Source organism: Clostridium sp. ATCC 25772 (genome assembly GCF_001573875.1).
Classification (GTDB): Bacteria; Bacillota; Clostridia; order Clostridiales; family Clostridiaceae; genus Clostridium_J; species Clostridium_J senegalense.
Map to the genome: position 1 here is coordinate 1 of NZ_LFRG01000014.1, position 26,589 is coordinate 26,589.

Consider the following 26,589-nt stretch of genomic DNA (forward strand, 5'->3'; position numbering starts at 1 on the left):
ATTATTTTAATTAAAAGTTAAGAGTGAATAGTGAACAGTTGTAGTTATTACTACTCACTTTGTTCCTAGTAATTCTCAACGTATCTTTTTATAAATTTGCAAAGCAAATTATATTGATATATTTTTTAAAATCATTTTCAGAAAGTGGTTGCCACTTTCATCCTAAATTCTTAATTCATAATTCTTAACTAACTATATTTGTACTTATTTTTCTCAACTGATAACAAAAATTTGATGAATAAATTTAAATGGGAGCTTGTTTCCCTATAAAAGCTTTATCCAAGCTAGAGTTTTTACTTGAAATTGTTAAATTACTAGTTGTTTAAAGGAGAAGATAAATATGAAGATGATAGATAGAGCTAAAAATATTGAAAAAGATATTATAAATTGGAGAAGAGATATTCATAAAAATCCTGAAGTGGGATTAAATACACCAGCAACTCAAGAATATGTAAAAAAAGAATTAGAAAAAATGGGAATAGAATGCAAAACTTATAAAAACTGCTCAGGTATAAGTGCTGTAATAGGAAAAAAAGAAGGAAAAGTTATAGCATTAAGAGCAGATATAGATGCACTTCCTATTAAAGAAGAAACAGATTTAGAATTTAAATCTACTAATGGAAATATGCATGCATGTGGCCATGATGCTCATACAGCTATGCTTTTAGGAGCAGCTAAAATTTTAAAAGAAAACGAAGATATATTAAATGGAAAAGTAAAACTTATATTCCAGCCTGGTGAAGAAATTGATGGCGGAGCAAAAGTTATGATTGAAGAAGGTGTGTTAGAAAATCCTAAAGTGGACGCACTAATAGCTCAACACGTTGCAATAGCTAAAGGTTTTGAATCAGGTAAAATAGCATTGAAAGAAAATCAAGTTTTAGCATCATCAGATAAAGTTTTTATAAAAATTAAAGGTAATGGAGGTCATGCTTCAACACCAGAGCTTTGTATTGACCCTATAATGGCATCTGCTCAACTTATAAATAATATTTATAGTATAGTTAGCAGGGAATTAAGTGCCACTGATTCAGTAGCTTTAAGCATAGTAAATGTAAAAAGTGAGCAACCAGAACATGCTGTTACTAATATAATACCTAATTATGTAGAAATGATGGCGTCAGTTAGATCTTTAGATAATAATTTAAGAGATTATATAAATGAAAGAATAGGTCAAATATTAGAATCTAATAGTTTATCTATGAGAACAAGCTATGAATATAAGTATGTATATGGCTATCCAGCACTTATTAATAACAATAATATGGTGAAACTAGTGGACAATACATGCAATGAATTATTAGAAAAAGGTTCCGTTGTAAAATTACCTAAGCCTGCTATGGGTTCTGAAGATGCAGCTTATTACTTACAACAGGTTCCAGGAGTATATTTTGCATTAGTAGTTGGTGATTTAGGTAAAGAAGGTTATTATCCACTTCACAATCCTAAAATGAAACTTGATGAAGAAGTGTTATATAAAGGAACTGCTGTTTTAGCAGAAAGTGCTATAAACTATTTAAATGAAAAATAAAAATTAATTAAATTTATATATAAGAATATGCTCATATGAGTATATTCTTTTTTAATAATAAATTAATAGAAATATCCTTTTAACTCCTTATAATAAAAAGAAAAATACAAACACTAAATAATAGATAAATTTAACCTACAAACAAAAGAGTATTATAAAAGGAGATTAAAAATGGAAAAGATTTTTTTAGATGTAATAAAAAGTAGAAGAAGTGTAAGGGCATATAAAGATGAACAAGTAAAAGACGAGCAACTTGAACTTATATTAGAAGGTGGAATGTGGGCTCCAAGTGGGATTAATCAGCAGTCATGGCATTTTACTGTGGTTCAAAATAAAGAACTGTTAAATGATATAAGTAATGAAACTAAAAAGATTTTACAAAAGGGTGAAAATGATTATTTAAGAAAGTTAGGTGAAAATGAAAACCTTCAAATATTTTATAATGCACCTACAGTAATATTAGTTTCAGGGGATGAAAAAGCTGCAACTCCTATGGAAGATACTTCAGCAGCAGTTCAGAATATGCTTTTAGTGGCAGAAAGTATGTCTATAGGAACTTGTTGGGTTGGAACAATACAAGGTTTATTTTCTCATCCACAATTAGGTGAAATATATAAAAAGAAATGTAATATACCAGAAGGTTATAAAGTGTATCATGCTGTTTCAGTAGGATATAAAAAAATAGAAGGTCAAAAGGCTCCAAGAAGAAAAGAAAATAAGATAAATTATATAAAACATTTATAGGAAAATAAGCTCAGATTTAAGTTTATTCATCAAATTTTTGTTATTAGTTGATAAAAATAAGTATAACTGTAGGTAGTGAATAGTTAATAGTTAAAAGTTAAAAGTTTAGGATGAAACTGGAATCCAGTTTTCTTTAATCTAATAATATAATTTGCTTTGCAAATTTATATAAAATAAAAAAAGTATGTTTAATATTATTAGGAATATAGTGAGTAATAATAAACGCAACTATTAATATGATTTTAATCTTAAGCTTTTTCATTTGATAAATAAATTAAAATAAGTAATATAAAATTTTTATAATACAAAAGAAGAAAATGTTTTTATAAAGCATGAGGAGGAATACTAGGATTAACAAAATTAGAAAAATAACATTATATGTTAATAATCAGCAAGAGGCAGTAGAGTTTTGGACTAAAAAGTTAAACTTTGTAATTAAGTTTGAAAAACAAATGGGACCTAATATGAAGTACGTAGAAGTTGGATAAATATGGAAATAACTATTTAGTTCGTGAAGATAACTATTAAATAAAATTATAAAAATAACAGTCTATTTGTAAGAGAATAGGCTGTTTTTACTTTACACTAAAATATTTTTAAAAAAAATTAAAAACTTTATAAAGTCTTTAAAATTAGTTGTTAATATACACATATCAGATAGAAATATAAGAGGTGTAAAGAATGAGTGAATATATAGTACAAACTAAAAAATTAACTAAGAAATTTAAAAATCAATTAGCAGTTAAAGATGTTAATTTAAATATTAAATCAGGAAAAATTTATGGATTATTAGGACCTAATGGTGCTGGGAAATCTACAACTTTAAAGATGTTAACTGGGTTGTTGCATCCAACATCAGGGGAGATACATTTTGATGGACATCCTTGGACTAGAAATGATTTAAAAGATATTGGTGTTTTAATAGAGTCACCAGCCCTTTATGGAAACCTTACAGCAGTAGAAAATCTTAAAGTTCATGCAAAATTATTAAATGTATCAGATAGAAGAATTGAAGAAGTTCTTGAAATTGTAGGTTTAAAAAATACAGGTAAAAAAAGAGCATCTCAATTTTCTTTAGGGATGAAACAAAGGTTAGGTATAGCAATAGCCCTTTTAAATAATCCAAAATTATTAATTTTAGATGAACCAACTAACGGATTAGACCCAGTAGCAATACAAGAACTTAGAGATATGATTAGATTCTTTGCAAAAGAAGGAATAACAGTAATTTTATCCAGTCATATATTATCAGAAGTTCAACAGGTTGCTGACTACATAGGAATTATTAATGACGGAAACCTTATGTATGAGAATGAGATAAAAAAAGATGAAGATTTAGAATCATTATTTATGAATGTAATAACTAGAAAAATTGGATAGGGTGATGAAAAATGTTTAATATGATACAATCAGAAAACTTAAAATATAAAAGAACTTTTTCAAGAAAAATGCTAGTTTTAATGCCACTATTAATAGCTCTTTTCGGAATATTTTTACTTAGGTATTTTGACCCTAATGCAGCGGTGTTTTCCAGTTATTTTTCTCAGAGTGCTATTAATTATTGGTGTATAACTATAATGCCAATAGGTATGGCACTGTTAGCTTCTCTTTCTGCTATGAAAGAAAAAAAGTCAGGACAATACAGAGCTTTAAAATCTAAAAATGTTAGCATAAGTAAAATGTGGATTAGCAAAATAATAGTTATATCATTTTATACTTTAATTACAACAATATTAGTTATGGCTGTAATAATAGCGTTATATTTATATGAAAATAAATTTATAGGGAATTTATCACAAATGTTAATAGCATATCTAGTTGTTTGGGTAACTACATTAGCATTAATTCCTATATATTTATTTCTTGCAGAACTATTTGGAACCTTTGCTGCTATATTAGCAAGTATTGTTGGGATTATAGTAAACGTATTTATTTCAATTAAACCAATGTGGTTTATATGGCCTTGGAGTTGGAGTGCTAGATTAATGTGTCCTATAGTAAAAGTACATCCTAGTGGAGTTTTACTAGAAGGTGTAGATCCACTTTTAGACCCATCTGTAATAACATTAGGAATGGCCATATCAATAATAACTTTTTTAGTATTATCATTTTTAACAGCAAAATGGTTTGCTAAAAGGGAGGTCCTATAATATGAGTATTTTAAATAAAATATCTTCAGATTGGATGCGAACAAAGCATACACCTATAAGAATAATGGTATACTTTTCTCCCATAATATACCCTATTTTAATGCTTTGGTATTCATCTTTTAGTAGAGGCAGTGAGTTATGGCAATTAAATATTCATAGTATTTTTAGTCAAGGGCTAGGAATCTTGTTACCAATGATTGTGGCACTACTAACAACACTTGTAGTTCAACAAGAAGAACAGGCAGCATCTTTTATTGGATTATTAGCAGAACCAGTTTCTAGAAAAAGTATATATGTTAGTAAGTTACTTATGGTTATTTTTATAACTATAATTGATTTACTTTTAGCTACAGCAATATTTTTAGTAGGAATGAAATTTGTATTACATGTAGAAAATATTTATTATATTAAATTCTTTGAATCAGCATTGTTATTAGCACTTGGTACCTTATTCTTATATGGTTTTCATCTTATAGTTGCTTTTATGTTTGGCGTAGGACCGAATATAGTAATTGGCTCTATAGGACTTATAGCAGCAGGATTAATGGCAACAGGTTTAGGCGATGGAATATGGCAGTATATACCTTGGGCATGGCCTATTAGATTAGGTGGAATGATAGGTGCAACTTTTCCTGAATATTCTTATTCATCTGTAATAGCGAATTATTTTAATAGTGAATTACTTAAAGGAGTAGTTCCAGCTGTAATATTATTTATTTTAGTATTAATAATAGGTAGTTTATGGTTTGAAAGATGGGAAGGTAGAAAAGAAGATTAATGAGGGAGTAAATAAAAAGGTTTGAAAAAATATATTTTTTCAAACCTCTTTTATATAGTTTCAAGATTAATATGATATTTATAATTGATAGCTTATTTTATTATAACCAACTATTAAACTTTTTAATATACCATGTTTTTACAAATTGTGTTACTATGCAATATGATAGTAAAATACCTACAAGCCATGGAAAGTAAGATAGTGGTAATGCTTGTAAACCTACTGAAGCTCCGAAGGCTGTGAATGGTATACAAATACCGACTACCATTATAAGGCTTGTTAATAAAAGAACAGGAGTTGTAGCTCTACTTTGAACAAATGGTATTTTTTTAGTTCTAATCATATGAACTACAAGGGTTTGAGATAATAATCCTTCAATGAACCATCCTGATTGGAATAAAGATTGCATTTCTGGAGCATTAGCTTTAAATACAAACCACATAACAAGGAATGTAGTTATATCAAATATAGAACTTATTGGTCCTATAAATATCATAAATCTTCCAATATCATCTGCATTCCACTTTTTAGGCTTTCTTAAATATTCTTTATCCATAGTATCCCATGGAATGGATATCTGAGAGATATCGTAAAATAGATTTTGTAGTAAAAGATGTATAGGAAGCATAGGTAAAAATGGTAAGAATGCACTTGCAACCAATACACTAAATACATTACCTAAGTTTGAACTTGCAGTCATTTTTATATATTTTATGATGTTACCAAATATTTTCCTACCTTCAATAACACCTTCTTCTAGAACCATCAAGCTTTTTTCAAGTAAGATTATATCTGCAGATTCTTTTGCAATATCTACAGCAGTATCAACAGAAATACCAACATCTGATTGACGAAGAGCAGCAGCATCATTAATACCATCACCCATATAACCTACAGTATGACCTTTATCTTGAAGTATCTTAATTATTCTTGATTTTTGAAGTGGAGAAAGCTTAGCAAAAACGTTAGTAGTATCTACTAGAGAAGATAATTTTTCATCACTCATATCATCCAGTTCTGTTCCAAGAACAACGTTACTAACCTCTAAACCAACTTCTGAACATATTTTTTTAGTTACTGAATCATTGTCACCTGTTAATATTTTTACTGCTACACCGTTATTGTGTAGTGCTTTTATTGCAGCGGCTGCAGAGTCTTTTGGTGGATCTAAAAATCCTATATATCCCATTAGAACCATATCATTTTCGTCTTTTACACTGAAATTATTCTCATCTGGAATGTTATTTTTTTGTGCAACTGCAATAACTCTCATACCGTCATTATTTAGTTTTTCTACCATATTAAGAACTTTAGTTTTAATTTTATCAGTAAGTTCTACAACATTTCCTTTGTATTCTGCATAAGAGCAACTTTCAAGCATTTCCTCAACAGCACCCTTTGTTATAAGTTGTCTTTTTCCTTCATGATTTTTTAATACTACAGACATTCTTCTTCTAGAAAAATCAAAGGGAATTTCATCTACTTTTATATAATCTTTTTCAAGCTTATCAAAACCATTGGTTACTCCATGTTCTAAAATTGCAACATCCATTAAATTACGTAAGCCTGTTTGATAAAAACTGTTTAGATATCCATGTCTTAAAACTCTTAAATCTTCTTCACCGTGGATATTTAAGTGTCTTTCAACAACTATTTTATCGCAAGTTAAAGTACCTGTTTTATCAGTACATAATACGTCCATTGCACCGAAGTTTTGTATTGCATCAAGTTTTTTAACTACAGTTTTATGCTTTGCCATTACAACAGCACCTTTTGCAAGGTTTGTTGTTACAATCATTGGTAGCATCTCAGGAGTAAGACCTACAGCAATTGATATTGCAAAAATTAGTGCTTCTAACCAGTCACCTTTTGTAATTCCATTTATTAAAAATACTACAGGAACCATTATAAGCATAAATTTTATAAGTAGTGCGCTTACACTGTTTACTCCTTTTTCAAAACTAGTTTGAGTTTTAGTGCCAACTAAAGTTAATGCCATTGAACCTAAATAAGTATTATTTCCAGTAGCTATAACCACAGCTGTAGCACTTCCACTTATTATATTAGTACCTAATAAACATATATTATCAAGATCTGTGACAGTTAGATCTTTAGTGTCATTTTTTAATGTTGAATATTTTTCTACTGGCTCTGATTCACCAGTTAAGGAAGATTGGCTAATGAATAAATCCTTACTACTTATTATTCTTACATCAGCAGGAATCATGTCTCCAGCGGCAAGATATACTATATCTCCCGGTACAATGTCTGCCATGTTTATTTCTTTAACCCCAGATTCTTTTCTACATATAGCAGCAGTTGTTTTAACTAATGCTTTTAACTGCTGTGCAGCTTTTCCTGATTTAAATTCTTGAAAAAATTGTAAAAGACCACTTAGCGTTACCATTATTGTTATAACAGCTACAGTTGTAAAGTTTTTCTCTGCTGGAGAGACTAATATAACATCTGTGATTAAGGACACTATAGCAAGTGCTATTAAAACTAAAATAAAAGGATTGATAAAGGCTTTAAGTAATTGAATATACCATGGTGATGGTTTTTCATGGGCAAGTTCATTTAGTCCATATATTTCAGCTCTTTTTTCTACCTCTTCTTTGGATAGTCCATTAACTTCTGTATTCAACTCTTTATAAACTTTATCTAAATCCATTTTGCTAAAATTAAAAAGTTTATTTGTAGAATAATTTGCTTTGCTTTGAGTGTTCACTTTTCTTTTTTTTATCATAATTCACACCTCCGAATTCTTAAAAAAGACAATAAACAACTAAAGGTTAATAAGTACATTTTTTAAAAACCCTAATTTATTATTTCTATATATAGTTTTACTATTTTTTTGTTTATAATACTTGTGAATTGATATTAGTAAAGAAACAGTGAAGATGGTATAGATATGATTCTATTAATTGCATTTATTTTAAACGTGAATTTTTATAAGATGGAGTCACATTATAATCAGTTTAAAAGACTGGATGTGACTAAATAATATATTAAATTTTTGTCATAAATATGCGTATCTTCACCGTCTAAACTACTACCGTCTACTTCCATTCTTTTTCACCTCCAATATTTTTAAAATAACGTAAAAAAACTTCGTCAACTTGAACGTGACGAAGGTATATAACAACACTTTCTCGTTCAAGTTTTGGCTCTGCAAGGCGATGAAGTTGCGTTAAGTTAAGCCTTCTTTGTTCGGCAAAACCTGCTAACCAGTTCAGAATGTTTCCATCCTTTTACGGCAGCAACCCGTATCCTTGTAGTAACCTCCCCTACCGAGGCAATATTCATTTACATGAAAAGTATAGCTATGTTTGTTGAATATGTCAATTGAATTTTTTTAAAACAAATTAATAAAAAATATTATATAAAGAAATTATATTGGATTATGTAAATGTTTTAATTATAGCAAAACGGACAAAGAACAAACTCGAATAAAGTCGAAATTTGTTCAAAAAAAATTAAAAAATAAATTAAAAAAATATTTTAAGAAATTGATTTTAAGTTTTATTTATAACTTTTAACCAACTATAGTTGTATTTAGTATTTTAAACTGACAATAAAAAGGAAGCACGTATCTAATGCTTCCTTTTTATTGTTATACTTGGCATTCATATAAAAACATTTCAGCGTTATTATCTTTTGCTATTTTTTTAGAAAAAGAAGAATATACTTTTATTTCACTAAAACCTATTTTATATAAAATCTCTTCCAATTCTCCTAATTCATATAATCTTATTTGAAAATCCATTGATTCAGCTTTAATAATTTTTTCCTTATCTCTTAATTCATAAATACTAGGAGAATAGAGAATTTTATTTGTTGGGTTATAAATATTTTTAGTTTTTAACACCAAATCAAGTCCATTTCTTGTTTTGACTTTTTCAATAATTTTATATTCATCTTCATTCTGGCCTTTATTGGCTACTGTATCAACAGCAAATACAAATTTGCCACCTTTTTTCAGTAATGTATATATCTTTTGTAGAATAGATTTGCATATATTCATATCAGTGAATAAAGATACGGAACCAGAGGATATAAAAATATAATCAAACTGTTCTTTCGGATTATAACTTTCAAGGGATACATTAGTCACTTGAGCTTCTGGTAATTTTTCAGTCAGCTTACTTAACATTTCTTTAGATAGGTCAAGTCCTTTAATATTAAATCCACTTTCATAAAAGGGTATTAAGAATCTTCCACTACCACATAAAGGTTCAAAAATTTTCATTTTTGATGTTGCATATGAAAGATAAAAAGCTAGTTCATCTTCTGGAGCTTTTTCGTGTAAAATCTCATACATTTCTGTACATAAGTTACCATAATAATTTATCATAAATTTTCCTCCTAAACTTTTTTCTAAGTATAACAATTTTAAAGTGAGAAAACTGTTCCAATATTGCTAATTTACTATAGTCTACCTTCTATATAAAAATGGCTAAATTAAAAGATTATATTAATTTGTGTAAATGTTATAATTATATAGGGAAACAAGCGGGAATTTAAATTTATACATCAAATTTTTGTTATCAGTTAAGAAAAAATAACAACAACTGTTAACTATTCACTCTTAACTTTTAACTAAAAAAATCTGTTAGTTATTGATAAAATATTAATTTAAGTTTTCTTATTTGATAAATATGAAAAATTTATAAAGAGAATAGGGGTAATTTATGAGTAGTGAAAAAATTCTTATAGTAGATGATGATAAAGAAATATTAGATTTAGTTAGCTTTTATTTAAAGAATGAAGGATATGATATTTTAAAAGCCAATAATGGAGAAGAAGCAATTAAAATTATTGAGGGTAATTCTATAGATTTGTTAATTGTTGATATAATGATGCCTGGAATTGATGGTATTGAAGTTTGTAGAAGGGTAAGAATGAAAAAAAATATTCCAATTATAATAGTAAGTGCAAAATCTTCAGAGATAGATAAAGTTATAGGTCTCAGTTCCGGTGCAGATGATTATATGATAAAACCTTTTAGTACGATAGAACTAGTGGCAAGGGTTAAAGCACAACTTAGAAGATATATTTATCTAAATAATAATGAAAAAGAAAATGTAAAAAAAGATTTGATAAAAATTAATGGATTACAAATAAGTAAAGAAAATTTTACTGTTAAAGTTTATGGAAGAGAAGTTAGTTTAACTAAAACAGAATATGAAATTGTATTGCTTATGGCTGAAAATCCAAACAGAGTTTTCCCTTTAGAAGAAATTTTTGAAAGAGTATGGAAAGAAAAATATTTTCATGGTAACAATACAGTTATGGTACATATCGCTAGAATTAGAGAAAAAATTGAAGAAAATCCTAGGGAACCTAAAATTGTAAAAACTGTTTGGGGGGTAGGATATAAAATTGAAGATTAATTTATTTAAAGGAATTCAGTTTAAAATATTAAAGTCATTTTTATTAAGTATTTTATTATCATTTTTTTTAGTTCTTTTTTTAGTATTAAAATTTTTAAATATAAAATACAATGTTACTTATACTAATTGGGGAAATTGGGCCAATGAAAATCTTATGTTAAATACATATATATTAATTATATTTTTTCTAATGTTTATTTTAGTTACTACAATGTTTTTTTATATATTCACAAAGAAGTTTATAAAACAGATAGATGATATAAATAAAAAGATTTCTATAATTTCAGAGGGTAATTTTAGTACAATAATTCCAGTAACTACAGATGATGAGATTGGAAAGTTAGCTAACAACATTAATATAATGTCTAAAAAACTTGAGGCTCTAATTAAAAAAGATGCGAAAAATGAAAAACTTAAAAATGATATGATAAGCAATATTTCTCATGATTTAAGAACACCACTAACATCAGTGATAGGCTATGTGGAAATTATGAAAAATTTGCAGTATAAAGATAAAACAGCTTGTGATAATTGTATAGATATTATATTGAAAAAATGCGATGAGCTAAAAAACTTAGTTGAAGATTTACTTGAATATACAAGCATAAATTTTAAAGGAATTAACATAAAAAAAGAGCCTATAAGCATAAAAGATGTAATAGAGCAGATAATGATTGGTTTTATACCAAACCTTGAAAAAGTAAAAATGTCATTTAGCATTAAAGCACCAGATGGAAAAATATTTATAGATGGTGACATGAATTTAATAATAAGACTTTTTGAAAATATAATAAATAATAGTATTTTTTATGGACAAAAGGGTAAAAAAATAGATGTTGAAATTGGTGAAATAAATAATATGGTTTCCATAAAAATAATAAATTATGGAAAGAGAATATCACCAGAAGATCAAGCCTATATTTTTGAAAGATTTTATAGAGGTGAAAAATCTAGAAATGTAAACACTGGCGGAAAAGGTATGGGACTTGCCATTGCTAAAAGCATTGTTGATTTACATAAAGGAAAGATTAATGTGGATAGTGATGATAATAAAACGGTCTTTGAAATTTTATTGTTACTTTCACATGAAAAATTGTAAGATTTTCTTAAGAATTTATTAAACGGTTTGTAAGATGTTTTTTCTAAACTTATTTTGAGTTAAAGTTTAGGAGGAAAATTTATGAAATATGTTAATAAGTTCTTATTTTTTTTAGTCACTGTTTTTACTTTTATAAGTTTATTAAGTCCGTGCAATGTATTTGCTACAGAGCTTAACAATGAGGATTTAAAAATATTTTTAGATAATATAACAAAAGAAAACTTTGAAAAATATAAATTACCAAGTTTATCTATGATAGTTGTTAAGGATGGAAAAGTAATTTATGAAAATTCCTTAGGGTATGAGGATGTTGAAAATAAAATTAAAGCTAATATAAACACTACTGCGTATAGAATAGGGTCTACATCAAAACTTTTTACAGAGACTGCAATAATGCAACTTTATGAACAAGGAAAAATTGATTTGAAAGAAGATGCTAATAAGTATTTAAAGGATGTTCAGATTGAAAATAAATTTACAAAAAAAGTAACTGTAGAAAATTTACTTACACATACTTCTGGAATAGATGAAGCTACAACTACATATATTGGTGCAAAAACGGAAAAGGATATGATGTCTTTATCACAGTTTTTCAAAAAACACACACCAATAGTTGTAACTGAACCAGGAAAGGTATGTTTATATAGCAATATAGGAATAGATTTGTTAGGAAAAATTATAGAAGATGTATCTGGTTTGAAATATGAAGATTATATAGAAAAAAATATCTTTAACCCTTTAGAAATGAAAAATAGTAAAGTCGCATTACCTTTAAACAATATGGCAAAAAACTATGATGTGCTGGCTCAAAGTGAATATTATTACTATAATGATAACCCTGCTGGTGGAATAAACTCAACGGCATCGGATATGGCAAAATTTATGATAGCCCATCTTCAAAAAAGTGATAAAAAAGAAAATAATATTTTAAATGAGTCTACATTAGAATTAATGCATAAAGAGCAATTTTCAAATGATAAAAGTTTGTTAGGCGTTACCTATGGGTTCTGGGAAAAAGACTTTAATGGAAAAAGAGTTATAGGCCATGAGGGGGCACTTGCTATAGGCTTTTTTGGTGATATGCTACTTTGTCCTGAAGAAAATGTTGGGGTTTATATTGTATCAAATAATTTAACTAAAGCTGCACCAGCTATAACCAATATAGAGAATGATTTTTTTAATAGATATTATCCTAAAACCGAAGATAAAGAATATAGTAACAAAAAACTTGATTTAAATGATGAGAAAAGATACATAGGAACTTATAAGTCCTATCATGATAGTGCTAAAGGCAACTTTTCAAAATTTTTGAGTTTTTTAGGTTCTATTGAAGAAAATGAAGATGTGAAAATTAGATACGATGAGAAGAAAAATTCTTTAATTTATAATGGAACAAGTCATTTAAAAGAAAGTGAAGAAACTATTTTAATAAAAGTTTCAGATAATCTTTTTAAAAGAGAAGATAACAATGAATTAGTTGCTTTTAAAGAAGAAGATGGCAAAATTCAATATGTATTTTTCAATAATATGCCTTATGATAACTTTGAAAAAGTGACTTTAAAGGATAACTATAAATTAAACTTAACAATATTTATCATTGGAGTAGCTTTTTTTATTATTCAAATAATGAAAACTATAATCTTATTTTTAAAAAGCTTTTATAAAAAGAAAGTTTTATGTAATGAAGTAAAAAGTACCAATTCAACAGGTATTATAAGTAAAAAATTTAGGTTAACAATTTTTTTTATAAGTTTATTAAATGTAATTTCTTTATTTATAATTATGTATTGGATAATATCTTTTGATATGTACTATAGTGCTACATGGTATGTGAAAATAGCATTGATTCTTTTAATAGTTTCAATAATTTTAAGCCTTATTGTTAGCATTTTATTTTTAGTAAGTATTAAAAAAGAAAAAACTAATATTTATTATAAAATTTCTGGAGTCATTAGTTTAGTAGTTATATATTCTTTCCTATTATTTTTGTACAATTGGAATTTAATTGGATTTAAATGTTAGTAAAATTAAGAAGGTGAGCTTTTAGCATATAATAAGTTTACATTTATTCACAATAAGATATGAAGCTGTATAAAATGATATGAGAATAATTTTAAAAGGTGAAAATATTGGGAAAAGGGTATATATTAGTAAGGTTATTTAAATTTAAAAATGCTTTGCCAAAGACAACAGGTAAACTTAAAATTACAGATTCAGATAGTGGTAATGTAATTTATGAAAGTGATGATGCTTTTGATATTAGTGGAAGAAGTACATTAATAGAGGTACCAACTCCAGATAAAAGTCTATCTCAAAAGCCATATGAAGAGGGGGTAACACCCTACGGACGATATAACATATATATTTCAACTAATGGTTATAGGGACGTTGAGGTAGATAATGTAAGTGTTTTTGATGAAACTACTTCAATACAAAATATTGAAGTAGAAGAGGAAAATGGGCTTAGTAAACTTGGCAAGTCTACAGAAAAAATTGTATTACCACCACAGCAATTAGTATTTAATGCCCCAAGAGATAAACAAGTGGGTACAATGGTAACACCCTTTGTTTTAGAAAGGCCATATATACCAGAATTTATTATAGTTCATTTAGGACCACCAAGTGTTCCAGCTGAAAATGTAACGGTAGGATTTATTGATTATGTTAAAAATGTTGCGTCAAGTGAAATATATCCAACATGGCCAGAAGAATCATTAAAAGCAAATATATATTGTCAAATATCTTTTGCATTAAATAGAATTTATACAGAATGGTATAGAAATAAAGGATACCCATTTCAAATAACAAATTCTACAGCTTATGATCAATATTTTGTTAAGGGTAGAAATATATTTGATAATATAAGTAAAATAGTGGACGAAATTTTTAGTGAATATATTGTAACTATAGGCAATAAAACACCATTTTTCGCACAGTATTGTAATGGAACAACTGTTACATGTGCCGGATTATCACAGTGGGGAACTGTAACATTAGCTAATAATGGAATGAAAGCTTTAGAGATTATAAGGTACTATTTTGGATACGATAAAGATTTAGTTAGAGCTACAGTGATTGAAGGAATTCCAGAATCATATCCAGGAAGTCCTTTAAGGCTTAATGATGAAAATGAGAATGTTGCAGTGATTCAAAAGCAATTAAATAGAATATCAGATAACTTCCCTGCTATTCCTAAAATACCTGTAACAAATGGTAAGTTTGATAAGACAACAGAGGATGCAGTTAAAACATTTCAAAAGATTTTTAATCTAACTCAAGATGGTATTGTAGGTAGAGCTACTTGGTATAGTATATCTAATATTTATGTTGCTGTTAAAAGACTGGCAGAACTTGAACAGGAACCAGAACCAGAGGGACCTGGTGGAGAAGGACAATATCCAGGACAGATATTGAAATATGGTTCAACAGGAGAAAAAGTTCGAGAAATGCAAGGTTATTTAGCTGCAATTTCTAAAGAATATAATATACCAACTATTAGACCAGATGGAATATTTGGGAATATGACAAAGGAAGCTGTTATAGCGTTTCAAAGGTTGTTCAATCTAGTTCCTGATGGCTTAGTAGGAGTGGAAACTTGGAATAAAATTTATGAAGTTTATAAAGGGTTAGAAGAAGAAAATCCAGAATATCCAAATCCAGAATTTGATGGTAAGTACCCAGGATATTTATTAAGATATGGCTCAACTGGAGAAAAGGTTCGAGAAATGCAAACTTATTTAGCAGCTATTTCACAACAGTATAATATACCAACTATTAGACCGGATGGAATTTTTGGAGAAGCAACTAGAAATGCAGTTATACAATTCCAAAGATTATTTGGGTTAGCACAGGATGGAATAGTAGGAGAAATGACTTGGAATAAAATATATGATGTTTATACTGGTTTAAAAAAGGCCACTTTAACAGAACCGTCTATTTATTCACCAGATTACCCTGGTTATGTTTTAAAAGAGTATTTAACAGGTGAAGATGTGAAATGGCTACAGACCTATTTACAATCAATATCAAAATTCTATAAAGAAATACCTAGTATTGAAGTAGATGGAGTCTTTGGTAAAAGAACTAAAAATGCTGTAATGGCTTTTCAAAGAATTTTTGGGTTAAGTGAAGATGGTAAAGTTGGATTAAATACTTGGGAAAAACTATTAGAAGTATATAACAGTTTAAGTGGCGATAGAAATATAAATATGTCAGACATATTATACCCTTATCCAGGCGTTGATTTAGAACTTGGCGATATGAATGGTTATGTTAATGTTTTGCAACAATATATAAATGTCATTGCCAAAAATAATTACAAAGTGAATGAAGTTGAAGTTACAGGTGAGTTTAATGATGAAACTTATAATGCTGTGAAACAACTTCAAAGAGAGCTTGGATTAAAGGTTACTGGAATAGTTGATGAAAGAACTTGGAATAAGACAGCAGAGCTTTATGAAACTTTGTATAGTGGAAAGAGACTTAGAAAATCTAAATAAATATGTTAGACCGTACTTAAATTAAGTACGGTTTTTTATGTAATAAAAAATAAATACAGCAATAGGTAATTAAAAGTTAAGAGTTAAAATAATTGACATTTGACAAAGGACAATTGGCAATTTAGGTTGAAACTGGATTACCAGTTTCTTTTAAATTTAAGGGAGTAAATTCTGAGTTTATGATATTAAATTAAACAAAGTTATATTCAAAGTTTACAGCCGTAACAAGAAGGACAGGCGTACCAAAGTATATTTTCCATAAGTTATTTTTACAGTGAAATCGAAAGATTATCAATAAAACCTAAAGCAATCAAAGCCGGTCCTTAAAATAGTAGCTTTGCTGCGTAGATGTTCGGGACTGGCTTTGATTTATTAGTTGAAAAATATAAAACTAGGAGAGCATCAAGTGTTAGCGAAGAAAATAAATTTACCGCGCCTGTCCCATTTGTGATGGAGCCAACACTAGGAGTAATTGCTTATTTAAAGGCCTCACTAAAACCCAAATAGGGGTACTGGTTCTTTACTTGTTTTATTATGGAAATAAAATGAAAAAAATTAAGGATTAAGAATTATGAATTAATAATTTAGGAGGAAAGTGGCACCACTTTCTGTTTAATCTATAAATATAATTTGCTTTGCAAATTTATGAAAAGATACGTTTAGAATTACTAGGAACGAAGTGAGTAGTAATAACCATAACTGTTAACTATTCACTATTAACTTTTAACTAAAGAACCCCACAACTATTCACTTTTAACTCTTAACTAGAAAGGTTCCATTTGTAATGGATAGGTTAAAAACAAGTTAAATTTTGGTTAAAATTCAAAATTTGGTTATTATATATAATAGAATAATTGTGTGTAGCACTTTATGGTTTAAAAGGAGAGATAAAATTGGATATTTTTACTATGGTTATTCAATTAATTGGTGGTTTAGGTTTATTCTTATTTGGTATGAAACTTATGGGCGATGGGCTGGAAAATGCAGCTGGAGAGAAGCTAAAAGGCATACTAGAAAAGGTCACTAGTAACAAGTACATAGGTGTTCTTGTTGGTGCAATTACAACGGCAGTTATTCAAAGTTCTTCTGCCACAACAGTAATGGTAGTTAGCTTTGTAAATGCAGGACTTATGACATTAATGCAAGCTATAGGCGTTATAATGGGTGCCAATATAGGAACTACAATTACAGCACAGATGGTTTCTTTTAAATTAGATGCAATAGCACCATTATTTATTGGTATAGGTGCAGTTATTATATTGACAGCTAAGAAAAAAAGAACAAAAGACATAGCATATATAACATTAGGATTTGGTATATTATTTTTAGGGATGGGTATGATGTCAGAATCCATGGAACCATTAGCACAATCAGATGCTTTTAAAAATATTATACATGTTATAGGAAATAATAGAATTTTAGGGGTTTTTGCAGGATTATTAATGACAGCGATAGTTCAAAGTTCTTCTGCTACAACAGGAATTTTAGTAGCATTGGCAACAACAGGAAGCATAGATATGAATGTAGCGCTGCCAATAATTTTTGGATGTAATATTGGAACTTGTGTTACTGCTCTTTTAGCATCTATTGGTTCTAATAAAACAGCAAAAAAGGCTGCCTTATTACACGTTTTGTTTAATGTTATTGGAGTAATTATATTTTTACCGTTTATGGGTATGTTGGTAAATTTAGTAGAAGATATAAGCCCTTCAAGTGTAGCAAGACAAGTAGCAAATGCTCATACTATATTTAATATTGTAGTAACAATAATACTGTTACCTTTAGCAAAAATTTTAGTTGATTTAGTTAATAAGATAGTGCCAGGTGATGATGGAATTAGTAAAATAGGGCCTATATATTTAGATAAAAAATTGTTAGATACTCCTATTGTGGCTGTAGGTCAAGCGCTTAAAGAAACAATAAGAATGGGAGATATAGCAAAAGAAAATGTTACTTTAGCTATGAGGGCTTTTTTAGATAATGATGAGGAATGTATAGAAAAAGTTTATGCAAATGAAGCTATAATTAATGAATTAGATAAGGAAATAACAGATTATTTAGTTTTAATATCTGGACATGATTTAGCAAGTGAAGATAGTAAAATATTAAGTTCAACATTTCATGTAATCAATGATATTGAAAGAATTGGAGATCATGCAGAGAATATAGCAGAACTTGCACTAGAAAAAAGTAGAATGAATATAGAAATAAAAGGTGAAGCTAGAAATGAAGTAGAGGGTATGTATAGTAAAACCCTTGAATCACTTATGTTAGCATTAGAATGTTATAGCACAAAAAATAGTGAAAAAGCAAAAAATATAAAAGAGATTGAAGATAGTATAGATAAGTATAAAAAGGATATTAGAGAAAATAATATACAAAGATTAAATAAAAGGATATGTAAAGCTAATGGTAGTGCTGTATTTTTAGATTTAATAAGTAATTTAGAAAGAATAGGTGATCATTCTACTAATATAGCAGAACGAGCAATGTAAAAAATTTCATTAAAGTGCATTAAAGTGGATTATAATATCTGCTTTAATGCACTTTTTCTATTTAAAAATATGGACATATTAAATCACACCATAAATGAGTATATTTTAATGAACATTAAATAATACTACATTATGTATAGATTAAATAATGAATTAAAGTTGATGATTGTAGTAAAAAGTTACAAATATCATTAACTATAAAATTAAGCTAAATAATAAACAAGGAGGGAAAAGTATGGATAACTTTATAAATGTTACATCTGAAATTGGAAAACTTAATAAAGTAATGTTACATAGACCAGGAAAAGAAATAGAAAATTTAGTTCCTGAGTATTTAGAAAGATTGCTTTTTGATGATATTCCATATTTAGAAGTAGCTCAGAATGAACATGATAGGTTTGCTGAAATATTAACTGAAAATGGTGTGGAAGTATTATATTTAGAAAATTTAGCAGCAGAAGCCTTAGAAGATAAAAACGTAAAGGATGAGTTTTTAAATCAGTTTTTAAAAGAAAGCCATATTAATAACATCGACATATATCAAGCGTTGTATGAAGATTTAATGTCTAAAACAACTAAAGATATGGTTGATACTCTTATGGCTGGAGTAAGAAAAGAAGATATAAAAATAAAAACAAGACGCTCTTTAAGAGAGTTAATGGAAGATAAATATCCATTTTACTTAGATCCTATGCCAAATTTATATTTTACAAGGGATCCAGCTGCATCAGTAGGAAACGGCATTATAATTAATACGATGAAAACTTCAGCAAGAAGAAGAGAAACTTTATTTATGAAATATATTCATAAATATCATAAGGATTTTAAGATGTCTGAGATTCCATTATGGTATGATAGGGGCTTTAATTGTAGTGCAGAAGGTGGAGATGAGTTAGTATTATCAGACAAAATTATTGCTATAGGTTGCAGTGAGAGAACTTCACCAGAAGCAATTGAAGTCATAGCGAAAAATTTATTCGATAATAATACATCATTCGAAAAAGTACTAGTTTTTGAAATACCATCACGTAGAGCATTTATGCATCTTGATACAGTGTTTACTATGGTGGATTACGATAAATTCACAATACACCCAGGTATTGAAGGACCACTAAATGTTTTTGAAATTACAAAAGGAAAAAATGGAAGATTAGACATAACTCATAATAAAAACACATTAGATAACATATTAAAAACTGCACTAAATTTACCAGCAGTAGATTTAATCAGATGTGGAAATGGTGATGAAATAGTATCTGCAAGAGAGCAATGGAACGATGGTTCTAACACTTTAGCAATATCTCCAGGTAGAGTTATAACTTATGAAAGAAACTATGTAACAAATGAACTTTTAACAAAACGTGGAGTTGATGTTATAACAATGCCAAGTGCAGAGCTTTCAAGAGGTAGAGGCGGCCCAAGATGTATGAGTATGCCTTTAAATAGAGATAACTTAGTGTAAATCATACTTAATATATGAAAGAAATTAGGAGGAAAAAATATGTTTAACTTAAGAAATAGACACTTTTTAACTTTAATGGATTTTACACCTAAAGAAATAAAATATTTTCTTGAATTATCAAGAGACCTTAAAAAAGCAAAATATACAGGAACAGAAGAGCAAAAATTAAAAGGAAAAAATATAGTATTATTATTTGAAAAAGATTCAACAAGAACAAGATGTGCATTTGAAGTTGCAGCACATGATCAAGGTGCACATATTACTTATTTAGGACCAACTGGAAGCCAAATGGGTAAAAAAGAATCAATAGCTGATACAGCAAGAGTACTAGGCAGAATGTATGATGGTATTGAATATAGAGGGTTTGGTCAAGAAATAGTTGAAGATTTAGCTAAATATTCAGGAGTACCAGTTTGGAATGGATTAACTAATGAAGATCACCCAACTCAAATTTTAGCAGACTTTTTAACAATAACTGAGCATTTTGATAAACCATTAAATAAAGTTATATTTGTTTATAGTGGAGACGGAAGAAATAATATGGCAAATGCTTTAATGATTGGTGCAGCTAAGATGGGTATGGATTTTAGAATTCTATCTCCAAAAAGTTTATTCCCAGAAGAAGATTTAGTATCTAAATGTGAAGAAATTGCAAAAGAAACTGGCGGAAAAATTACTATAACAGATAATGTTGATGAAGGCGTTAAAGATGCAGATGTTATATATACTGACGTTTGGGTATCTATGGGTGAAGCACCTGAAGTTTGGGGTGAGAGAATAAAATTATTAAAACCATATCAAGTAAATATGGAAATGTTAAATAAAACAGGTAATGAAAACGTTAAGTTTATGCACTGTCTACCAGCATTCCATGATTTAAGAACTACTGTAGGAAAAGATATCAATGAAAAATTTGGATTAGAATCTATGGAAGTTACAGACGAAGTTTTTGAAAGCAAACATTCAATAGTATTTGATGAAGCTGAAAATAGAATGCATACTATCAAAGCTGTGATGGTTGCTACATTAGGACAATAAATTAAGGTAGGGATACAATTTGAACTTTAAAATTATGAAAGAAATTTAATGATAAAAAAGTAGATAATATTCACTGTTAATTTTTAACTGAATATTATTGTGATGTTAATTTTATCATTTGATATATTCATAAATTAAACCTTAAAATTGTGTCCCTATAATTAAAAAATAATAAAACTAAAGAAAAGGAGCAAAACAAATGGATGGTGATAAAAAATTAGGATTATCGTTATTAGTTGCTCTTGGAGTAGGCTCAATGATTGGTGGAGGAATATTTAACAGCCCTACTGATCTTATTAGTAATACAAATCCACAAGCAGTGTTATTATCTTGGATTATTGGTGGTATTGGAGTTATATTTTTAGCATTAGTATTTCAATTACTTGCAAATAAAAGACCGAAGCTTATAGGAGGAATTTTTACTTATGCCAAAGAGGGTTTTGGTGACTTTACAGGGTTTAATTCAGCTTGGGGATATTGGTTAAGTGCATGGCTTGGAAATGTTGCTTTTTTTATCCTTATGATTAAAACTTTAAATAGTTTAATTGGTGGAATAAGGCCTATAATGTCATTTTTAATAGCATCTTTAATACTTTGGATAGTTCATTGGATTCAATTAAAAGGAACTAAAAGTGCAGGTATAATAAATGCAATAGCAACAGTTGCAAAAATAATTCCATTATTATTAGTAATTATATTAGGATTTACAGTATTTGATTTAAATATATTCAACGTAGCAAATTGGAGAAACATACTTGTTGCAACAGGAGAACCTACAAATTTATTTAAGCAAGTTAACAGCGCAATGGGTATTATTTTATGGTGCTTTATTGGAGTGGAGGCAGCTACAGTATTATCAGAAAAGGCTGAGTCATCAAAAATTGTTGGAGCTGCAACAGTTTTAAGTTTAATTATAACATTAGCCTTATATATGCTTGTTTCTGTGGTATCAATGGGTGCAGTTCCAGGAAAGGTACTTTTAAATTCACAAACACCACTTGCCGATGTACTAGGAAGAACGGTAATAGGTAGGTCAGGACCATTAATAGTTAAAGTAGGACTAATTATTTCATTATTAGGTTGTTTAATTAGTTGGGTAATGCTTGCAGCAGAAATTCCTTATGTTGCTGCAAAAGGTGGAACAATGCCAAAATGGTTTATGAAACAAAATGAAAATGGAGTACCATCAAATTCACTATTAGTAACAGATATATTAACTCAAATCTTTTTATTATCTTTGCTTTTACCAGCACTTCAAGCAGCATATAACAATATATTTTTAATTGCTACTACTTGTATATTAATTCCATATTTATTTTCAAGCTTATATGCTATCAAGGTATCAAGAGAAGATAAATTAGGATTTAAAGATATGTTTATATCAATAATGGCATCAATTTATTCTGTATATGTAATTTTTGCAGTAGGACTACAGTATTTAGGTGCAGCATTAATAATGTATGCCTTAGGAGTAGGAATTTATACAAAAGCTAAGAAAGAAAAAAATGAAGAAATTACTTCAAAAGAAAAAGTGGCAATGACAGTAATAATAGTATTAGCAATAATTATGGTAGTAATGATCGGAACAGGAAAAATAAAATTGTAGAAGAGTATTTACAAAGAAAGGAGAATTATAAATGGCAAGAATAGTAATAGCACTTGGAGGGAATGCACTTCAAGCTAATCCAAAGGATACTACAGCAGAGGCGCAACTAATAACAGCAAAAGAAACTTCACAAGCCATTGTAGATTTAATCCAGGAAGGACATGAGGTAATCGTAGCACACGGTAATGGTCCTCAAGTAGGTCAAATTGTAGCTACTTATGAACTTGCAGCATCTGTAAATGAAAATAATCCGATAATGCCGTTTCCAGAATGTGGAGCCATGAGTCAAGGATATATCGGATATCATCTTCAACAAGCTATAAGAGAAGAACTTAAAAATAGAGGTTCAAATAAAGAAGTTGCAACAGTTATAACTCAAGTTATAGTAGATAAAAATGATGAAGGATTTAAAAATCCAACAAAACCAGTAGGTTCATTTTTTACAGAAGAACAAGCAAAGAAACTAATGGAAGAAAAAGGATATACAATGAAGGAAGACTCTAATAGAGGATGGAGAAGAGTAGTTCCGTCACCTATGCCAGTATCTGTAGTAGAGGAACCTATTATCAAAACCTTAGTAGATGCAGGTCACGTTGTTATAACTGTTGGTGGTGGTGGTATACCAGTGATAGATAAGGGAAACGGACAACTTGAAGGTGTGCCAGCAGTAATTGATAAGGACTTTGCATCCTGTAAAATAGCGCAGTTATTAAATGCAGATACATTCATCGTACTAACAGCTGTTGAACAGGTAGCTATTAACTTTGGAAAGCCAGACCAAAAGAACCTTTCAAAATTAACATTAGGTGAGGCAGAAAAATACATACAAGAAGGACATTTTGCACCAGGTTCAATGCTTCCTAAAGTAAAAGCTGCTATGGGATTTGTAGAATCAAAGGAAGGTAGAACTGCTATTATAACTTCTCTTGAAAAAGCAAAAGAAGCTATTAATGGATTAACAGGAACAACAATAGTAAAATAAATTGCATAGTACATAAATAAAAGTATAGTTGCTTTAAATTTAATAAGTAGCTATACTTTTAGTATTTTAATTAATAGTTCAGTGTTCTTAATTATTAACTAAATATGACATTGTATCTCTATGTAGTGAAGTAGGTTTTCATTTTAAATTATTTAAGAAACTTATGTAAAAGTGAAAGGAGGAGAAAATTTTGAGAGTATTAATAGCTGATGATGAGAAAGATATGGTAAAAATTTTAGACGCATATTTTAAGAAAGAAGGTTTTGAAACCATCTTGGCATATGATGGAGAGTCTGCTTTACAATTACTTTCATCTAATAAAGTGGATTTAGCTATACTAGATTGGATGATGCCACAAATTAATGGAATAGAAGTATGTAAATATATAAAAGAAAATAGTGATACTAAAGTTTTAATGTTAACAGCAAAGGTTCAAAATGAAGATGAAATAGAAGCTTTAAGTTGTGGAGCAGATGAATACATAAAAAAACCTTTTGATCCAAGGATATTAATTATAAGAGCTAAAAAATTATTGGATTTTAGTGAAGGGGTTAGATTTAAAGATTTAGAAATAAATTTAAAATCAAAAAAAGTTTATAGGAATAATGAGCATTTAAATCTAACAAAAATTGAATTTGAACTTTTAGTGTGTTTAATGAGAAATAAAGGAATTATTCTATCAAGAGAGAAACTTTTAGATTTAGTTTGGGGAATTGATTATGAAGGGGACTATAGAACTGTAGACACTCATGTTCGTAGATTGAGATCAAAAGTAGGTGATGAGATAATAAAAACTTATAGAGGATTAGGCTACAGTTTGGAGGAGGATTAAAATTAAAATAAACAAAAAACTTTCAATTGGAATATCTCTAATACTATTTTTGGTAACTATAGCGTCCATATTAATTAATAATTTTTTTATTGGTAAATACTATATTCATGAAAAAAGAAAAATATTAGATAAAGTAGAAAATGAAATAAGTAGTAGTTATGTTATAAAAGCAGATAAGATTCAGTCTATTGAAGAAGATAACAATGTTACTATTGCATATGCCTCATTAGATAGAGATATTGAAGACATTAACGGAAATATATTATCACAGTTCGAAAGCAAAGGCATAAAGTTAAATAAATTTTGGGTTACAAAAGATACACTGGACCAGTTAAGCGAAGGAAGTATAAACAAAATATATTATCAAGGTAAGGTAAAATATAAGTTTTTATCAAAATTTATATTGCATAATGATTATGTATTTGCAATAGGAATTTCACTACCTTATTTAGATGAAACGGTAAATATGGTAAATAAATTTAATACATATTTGATGATGTTTTTATTAATTATAACTATAATATTAGCTATTATTTTTTCAAAGCATATAACAAGACCATTAGAAAAATTAAAACTCTTATCAAAAGATATAGCTAATTTAAATTTTAGAACAGAAAAAATAGAAACTAATGATGAAATCGGAGAACTTGCAACAAGTATAAATTCTATGAGTGTAAGTCTAGAAAAAGCACATAAAGATATAAATTCTCAAAATGAAAGACTTAAAGCATTAGTTTCTGATATATCCCATGAATTAAAAACGCCATTATCTTTAATTAATATCTATGCACAAGGGATAGAAGACGGACTTGATGATGGAACTTATTTAGAAACAATTAAAAAACAAACAGAAAACATGAGCATGTTAATAGATAGACTTTTATATTGGGCAAAACTTCAAAAAAAACCTATTAATAAATCTAAATTTTCATTGAAAGATAGTGTTGTTGATATTATTAAAAAGTATAAATTGATAATAGGAGAAAGTAACATTGAGTTAATATTAAATGTTAAAGAAAAAGAGAAATATTATATATATGCAGATGAAGAACAGATAGATATAGTACTAAATAATTTGGTAACCAATGCTATAAAATACACTAATAACAAGAAGATAGAGATTAGTTTAATAAAAAGTAAAGATGATATAAAAATAACCATTAAAAATGGAATAAAAAATCATAGTAACAATGACATAGAAAGTATTTGGAAACCTTTTTACGTTCTTGAAAAGTCTAGAAACAAAGATTTGTCCGGTACAGGATTAGGTTTATCAATTGTAAAAGACATATTAGAGAATCATAATTTAAAATTTGGGTTTGAAACAAGTGATGGTAGTATAGAATTTTATATAATATTTTAAAGAGAAGCTTTAATTACTAATGACTAAATGGAGTAATTAAAGCTTTTTAAAATAATTAACATAAATTAAATTATATAGTATAATATTATAAAATATACTTAAGTGTGTAATCGCAGAAGTGAAGGTGAAATTATATATTTTATTAAGGGGGTATTAATTTGGTTTCTGATTTAAACGACAAAAAAATAGTACGAACTTGGATAATAGTATTAGTGTTAATTGCAATTTTCGGTTTAATATTATTTACGGTTTTTGGCACGGGAAAAATGTCTGAGAGTATTACAGGTAATGTGAAAATTGTAGAAAAGGAAGATATAACAACTATAGAAGATGCAAAAAAATCAAGAAATTCTTATGCTTATAAATTAGATAAAGATGGATTATTTTATATTGAGATGTTTAAAACTAAGATGGACTCTGATGAGTATATAAGTGAAGGGACATTTGAAATAAGCAAAGAAAACTATGATAAATTAAATAAAGGAGAGTACTATTATTTTAAACTAATAATGAATGAGAAAACTAAAGAGGGAAAAGTAAAAGAAGTGTATAATGAAAATCCTGTTCAATAATAGGGGTTAGGAGTATCTAATATTTAGATGCTCTTATTTTAGTTT

The 26,589-nt window shown here is 28.2% G+C and carries 21 protein-coding genes and 1 riboswitch; of the genes, 19 read left to right on the forward strand and 2 right to left on the reverse strand.

Annotated elements, in window-relative coordinates; genetic code table 11:
• The first annotated feature begins 340 nt into the window (after positions 1-340).
• The 6 genes from AZI32_RS07670 to AZI32_RS07690 all read left to right on the forward strand — a co-directional run bounded on the left by AZI32_RS07670 (position 341) and on the right by AZI32_RS07690 (position 5,203).
• A complete protein-coding gene (locus AZI32_RS07670; RefSeq protein ID WP_061995290.1) occupies positions 341-1,531 on the forward strand; it encodes a M20 family metallopeptidase in 1,191 nt (396 codons plus the stop codon).
• Between the two features lie 171 nt (positions 1,532-1,702).
• The gene (locus AZI32_RS07675) at positions 1,703-2,275 is read left to right on the forward strand and encodes a nitroreductase family protein (protein ID WP_061995291.1); all 573 of its coding nucleotides are present in this window, start codon (positions 1,703-1,705) and stop codon (positions 2,273-2,275) included.
• A 332-nt stretch (positions 2,276-2,607) separates the two neighbouring features.
• Complete coding sequence (locus AZI32_RS19100) at positions 2,608-2,763, forward strand: VOC family protein (protein ID WP_157450866.1); 156 nt, start codon at positions 2,608-2,610, stop codon at positions 2,761-2,763.
• Between the two features lie 193 nt (positions 2,764-2,956).
• Entirely contained in the window at positions 2,957-3,655 is a 699-nt protein-coding gene (locus tag AZI32_RS07680; RefSeq protein ID WP_061995292.1) for a lantibiotic protection ABC transporter ATP-binding protein, read from the forward strand.
• Positions 3,656-3,666: 11 nt separating this feature from the next.
• A complete protein-coding gene (locus AZI32_RS07685; RefSeq protein ID WP_061995293.1) occupies positions 3,667-4,425 on the forward strand; it encodes a lantibiotic immunity ABC transporter MutE/EpiE family permease subunit in 759 nt (252 codons plus the stop codon).
• 1 nt (position 4,426) lies between these two features.
• Positions 4,427-5,203 carry a lantibiotic immunity ABC transporter MutG family permease subunit gene (locus AZI32_RS07690; RefSeq protein ID WP_061995294.1) on the forward strand — a complete coding sequence of 259 codons (777 nt, stop codon included), beginning with the start codon at positions 4,427-4,429 and terminating at the stop codon, positions 5,201-5,203.
• 100 nt (positions 5,204-5,303) lie between these two features.
• Here AZI32_RS07690 and mgtA read toward each other — a convergent pair whose 3' ends face one another.
• Together mgtA and AZI32_RS07700 are read right to left on the reverse strand one after the other, a co-directional pair.
• Entirely contained in the window at positions 5,304-7,949 is a 2,646-nt protein-coding gene (mgtA, locus tag AZI32_RS07695) for a magnesium-translocating P-type ATPase (RefSeq protein ID WP_061995295.1), read from the reverse strand.
• Between the two features lie 395 nt (positions 7,950-8,344).
• Positions 8,345-8,505: riboswitch (M-box (ykoK) riboswitch) on the reverse strand.
• A 311-nt stretch (positions 8,506-8,816) separates the two neighbouring features.
• Complete coding sequence (locus AZI32_RS07700; protein ID WP_061995296.1) at positions 8,817-9,557, reverse strand: class I SAM-dependent methyltransferase; 741 nt, start codon at positions 9,555-9,557, stop codon at positions 8,817-8,819.
• 337 nt (positions 9,558-9,894) lie between these two features.
• Here AZI32_RS07700 and AZI32_RS07705 point away from each other — a divergent pair, with 337 nt between their 5' ends.
• From AZI32_RS07705 to AZI32_RS07760, 13 genes are all read left to right on the forward strand, one after another.
• Positions 9,895-10,596, forward strand: coding sequence for a response regulator transcription factor (locus AZI32_RS07705; protein ID WP_061995297.1), 702 nt, complete (start codon positions 9,895-9,897; stop codon positions 10,594-10,596).
• Positions 10,586-11,695: a HAMP domain-containing sensor histidine kinase gene (locus tag AZI32_RS07710; protein ID WP_061995298.1), complete on the forward strand. Its 1,110-nt coding sequence runs from the start codon at positions 10,586-10,588 to the stop codon at positions 11,693-11,695. Before AZI32_RS07705 ends, AZI32_RS07710 begins: the two co-directional genes overlap by 11 nt.
• Before the next feature lie 81 nt (positions 11,696-11,776).
• A complete protein-coding gene (locus AZI32_RS07715; RefSeq protein ID WP_061995299.1) occupies positions 11,777-13,717 on the forward strand; it encodes a serine hydrolase domain-containing protein in 1,941 nt (646 codons plus the stop codon).
• A 107-nt stretch (positions 13,718-13,824) separates the two neighbouring features.
• Positions 13,825-16,194 (forward strand): peptidoglycan-binding protein, encoded by a 2,370-nt coding sequence (locus tag AZI32_RS07720; RefSeq protein WP_061995300.1) that lies wholly within the window; start codon positions 13,825-13,827, stop codon positions 16,192-16,194.
• Between the two features lie 348 nt (positions 16,195-16,542).
• The gene (locus tag AZI32_RS18935; RefSeq protein WP_242865282.1) at positions 16,543-16,701 is read left to right on the forward strand and encodes a hypothetical protein; all 159 of its coding nucleotides are present in this window, start codon (positions 16,543-16,545) and stop codon (positions 16,699-16,701) included.
• Between the two features lie 386 nt (positions 16,702-17,087).
• Complete coding sequence (locus AZI32_RS07725) at positions 17,088-18,689, forward strand: Na/Pi cotransporter family protein (protein ID WP_061995301.1); 1,602 nt, start codon at positions 17,088-17,090, stop codon at positions 18,687-18,689.
• Positions 18,690-18,924: 235 nt separating this feature from the next.
• Positions 18,925-20,151: an arginine deiminase gene (gene arcA / locus AZI32_RS07730; RefSeq protein WP_061995302.1), complete on the forward strand. Its 1,227-nt coding sequence runs from the start codon at positions 18,925-18,927 to the stop codon at positions 20,149-20,151.
• A 39-nt stretch (positions 20,152-20,190) separates the two neighbouring features.
• Entirely contained in the window at positions 20,191-21,189 is a 999-nt protein-coding gene (gene argF, locus AZI32_RS07735; RefSeq protein ID WP_061995303.1) for an ornithine carbamoyltransferase, read from the forward strand.
• Positions 21,190-21,388: 199 nt separating this feature from the next.
• Positions 21,389-22,795 carry a basic amino acid/polyamine antiporter gene (locus AZI32_RS07740; RefSeq protein WP_010298033.1) on the forward strand — a complete coding sequence of 469 codons (1,407 nt, stop codon included), beginning with the start codon at positions 21,389-21,391 and terminating at the stop codon, positions 22,793-22,795.
• 31 nt (positions 22,796-22,826) lie between these two features.
• A complete protein-coding gene (arcC, locus tag AZI32_RS07745; RefSeq protein WP_061995304.1) occupies positions 22,827-23,777 on the forward strand; it encodes a carbamate kinase in 951 nt (316 codons plus the stop codon).
• A gap of 190 nt (positions 23,778-23,967) precedes the next feature.
• On the forward strand, positions 23,968-24,609 hold the full coding sequence (locus AZI32_RS07750; protein WP_061995305.1) for a response regulator transcription factor: 642 nt from the start codon (positions 23,968-23,970) through the stop codon (positions 24,607-24,609).
• 49 nt (positions 24,610-24,658) lie between these two features.
• Positions 24,659-25,972, forward strand: coding sequence for a HAMP domain-containing sensor histidine kinase (locus tag AZI32_RS07755; RefSeq protein WP_242865283.1), 1,314 nt, complete (start codon positions 24,659-24,661; stop codon positions 25,970-25,972).
• A 158-nt stretch (positions 25,973-26,130) separates the two neighbouring features.
• A complete protein-coding gene (locus tag AZI32_RS07760) occupies positions 26,131-26,544 on the forward strand; it encodes a hypothetical protein (RefSeq protein WP_061995307.1) in 414 nt (137 codons plus the stop codon).
• The last annotated feature ends 45 nt before the right edge of the window (positions 26,545-26,589 follow it).

Coding starts and splice junctions, on each gene's coding strand:
- AZI32_RS07670 (WP_061995290.1), top strand. CDS start 341: ATGAAGATGATAGATAGAGCTAAAAATATTGAAAAAGATATTATAAAT.
- AZI32_RS07675 (WP_061995291.1), top strand. CDS start 1,703: ATGGAAAAGATTTTTTTAGATGTAATAAAAAGTAGAAGAAGTGTAAGG.
- AZI32_RS19100 (WP_157450866.1), top strand. CDS start 2,608: ATGAGGAGGAATACTAGGATTAACAAAATTAGAAAAATAACATTATAT.
- AZI32_RS07680 (WP_061995292.1), top strand. CDS start 2,957: ATGAGTGAATATATAGTACAAACTAAAAAATTAACTAAGAAATTTAAA.
- AZI32_RS07685 (WP_061995293.1), top strand. CDS start 3,667: ATGTTTAATATGATACAATCAGAAAACTTAAAATATAAAAGAACTTTT.
- AZI32_RS07690 (WP_061995294.1), top strand. CDS start 4,427: ATGAGTATTTTAAATAAAATATCTTCAGATTGGATGCGAACAAAGCAT.
- mgtA (WP_061995295.1), bottom strand. CDS start 7,949: ATGATAAAAAAAAGAAAAGTGAACACTCAAAGCAAAGCAAATTATTCT.
- AZI32_RS07700 (WP_061995296.1), bottom strand. CDS start 9,557: ATGATAAATTATTATGGTAACTTATGTACAGAAATGTATGAGATTTTA.
- AZI32_RS07705 (WP_061995297.1), top strand. CDS start 9,895: ATGAGTAGTGAAAAAATTCTTATAGTAGATGATGATAAAGAAATATTA.
- AZI32_RS07715 (WP_061995299.1), top strand. CDS start 11,777: ATGAAATATGTTAATAAGTTCTTATTTTTTTTAGTCACTGTTTTTACT.
- AZI32_RS18935 (WP_242865282.1), top strand. CDS start 16,543: ATGTTCGGGACTGGCTTTGATTTATTAGTTGAAAAATATAAAACTAGG.
- arcA (WP_061995302.1), top strand. CDS start 18,925: ATGGATAACTTTATAAATGTTACATCTGAAATTGGAAAACTTAATAAA.
- argF (WP_061995303.1), top strand. CDS start 20,191: ATGTTTAACTTAAGAAATAGACACTTTTTAACTTTAATGGATTTTACA.
- AZI32_RS07740 (WP_010298033.1), top strand. CDS start 21,389: ATGGATGGTGATAAAAAATTAGGATTATCGTTATTAGTTGCTCTTGGA.
- arcC (WP_061995304.1), top strand. CDS start 22,827: ATGGCAAGAATAGTAATAGCACTTGGAGGGAATGCACTTCAAGCTAAT.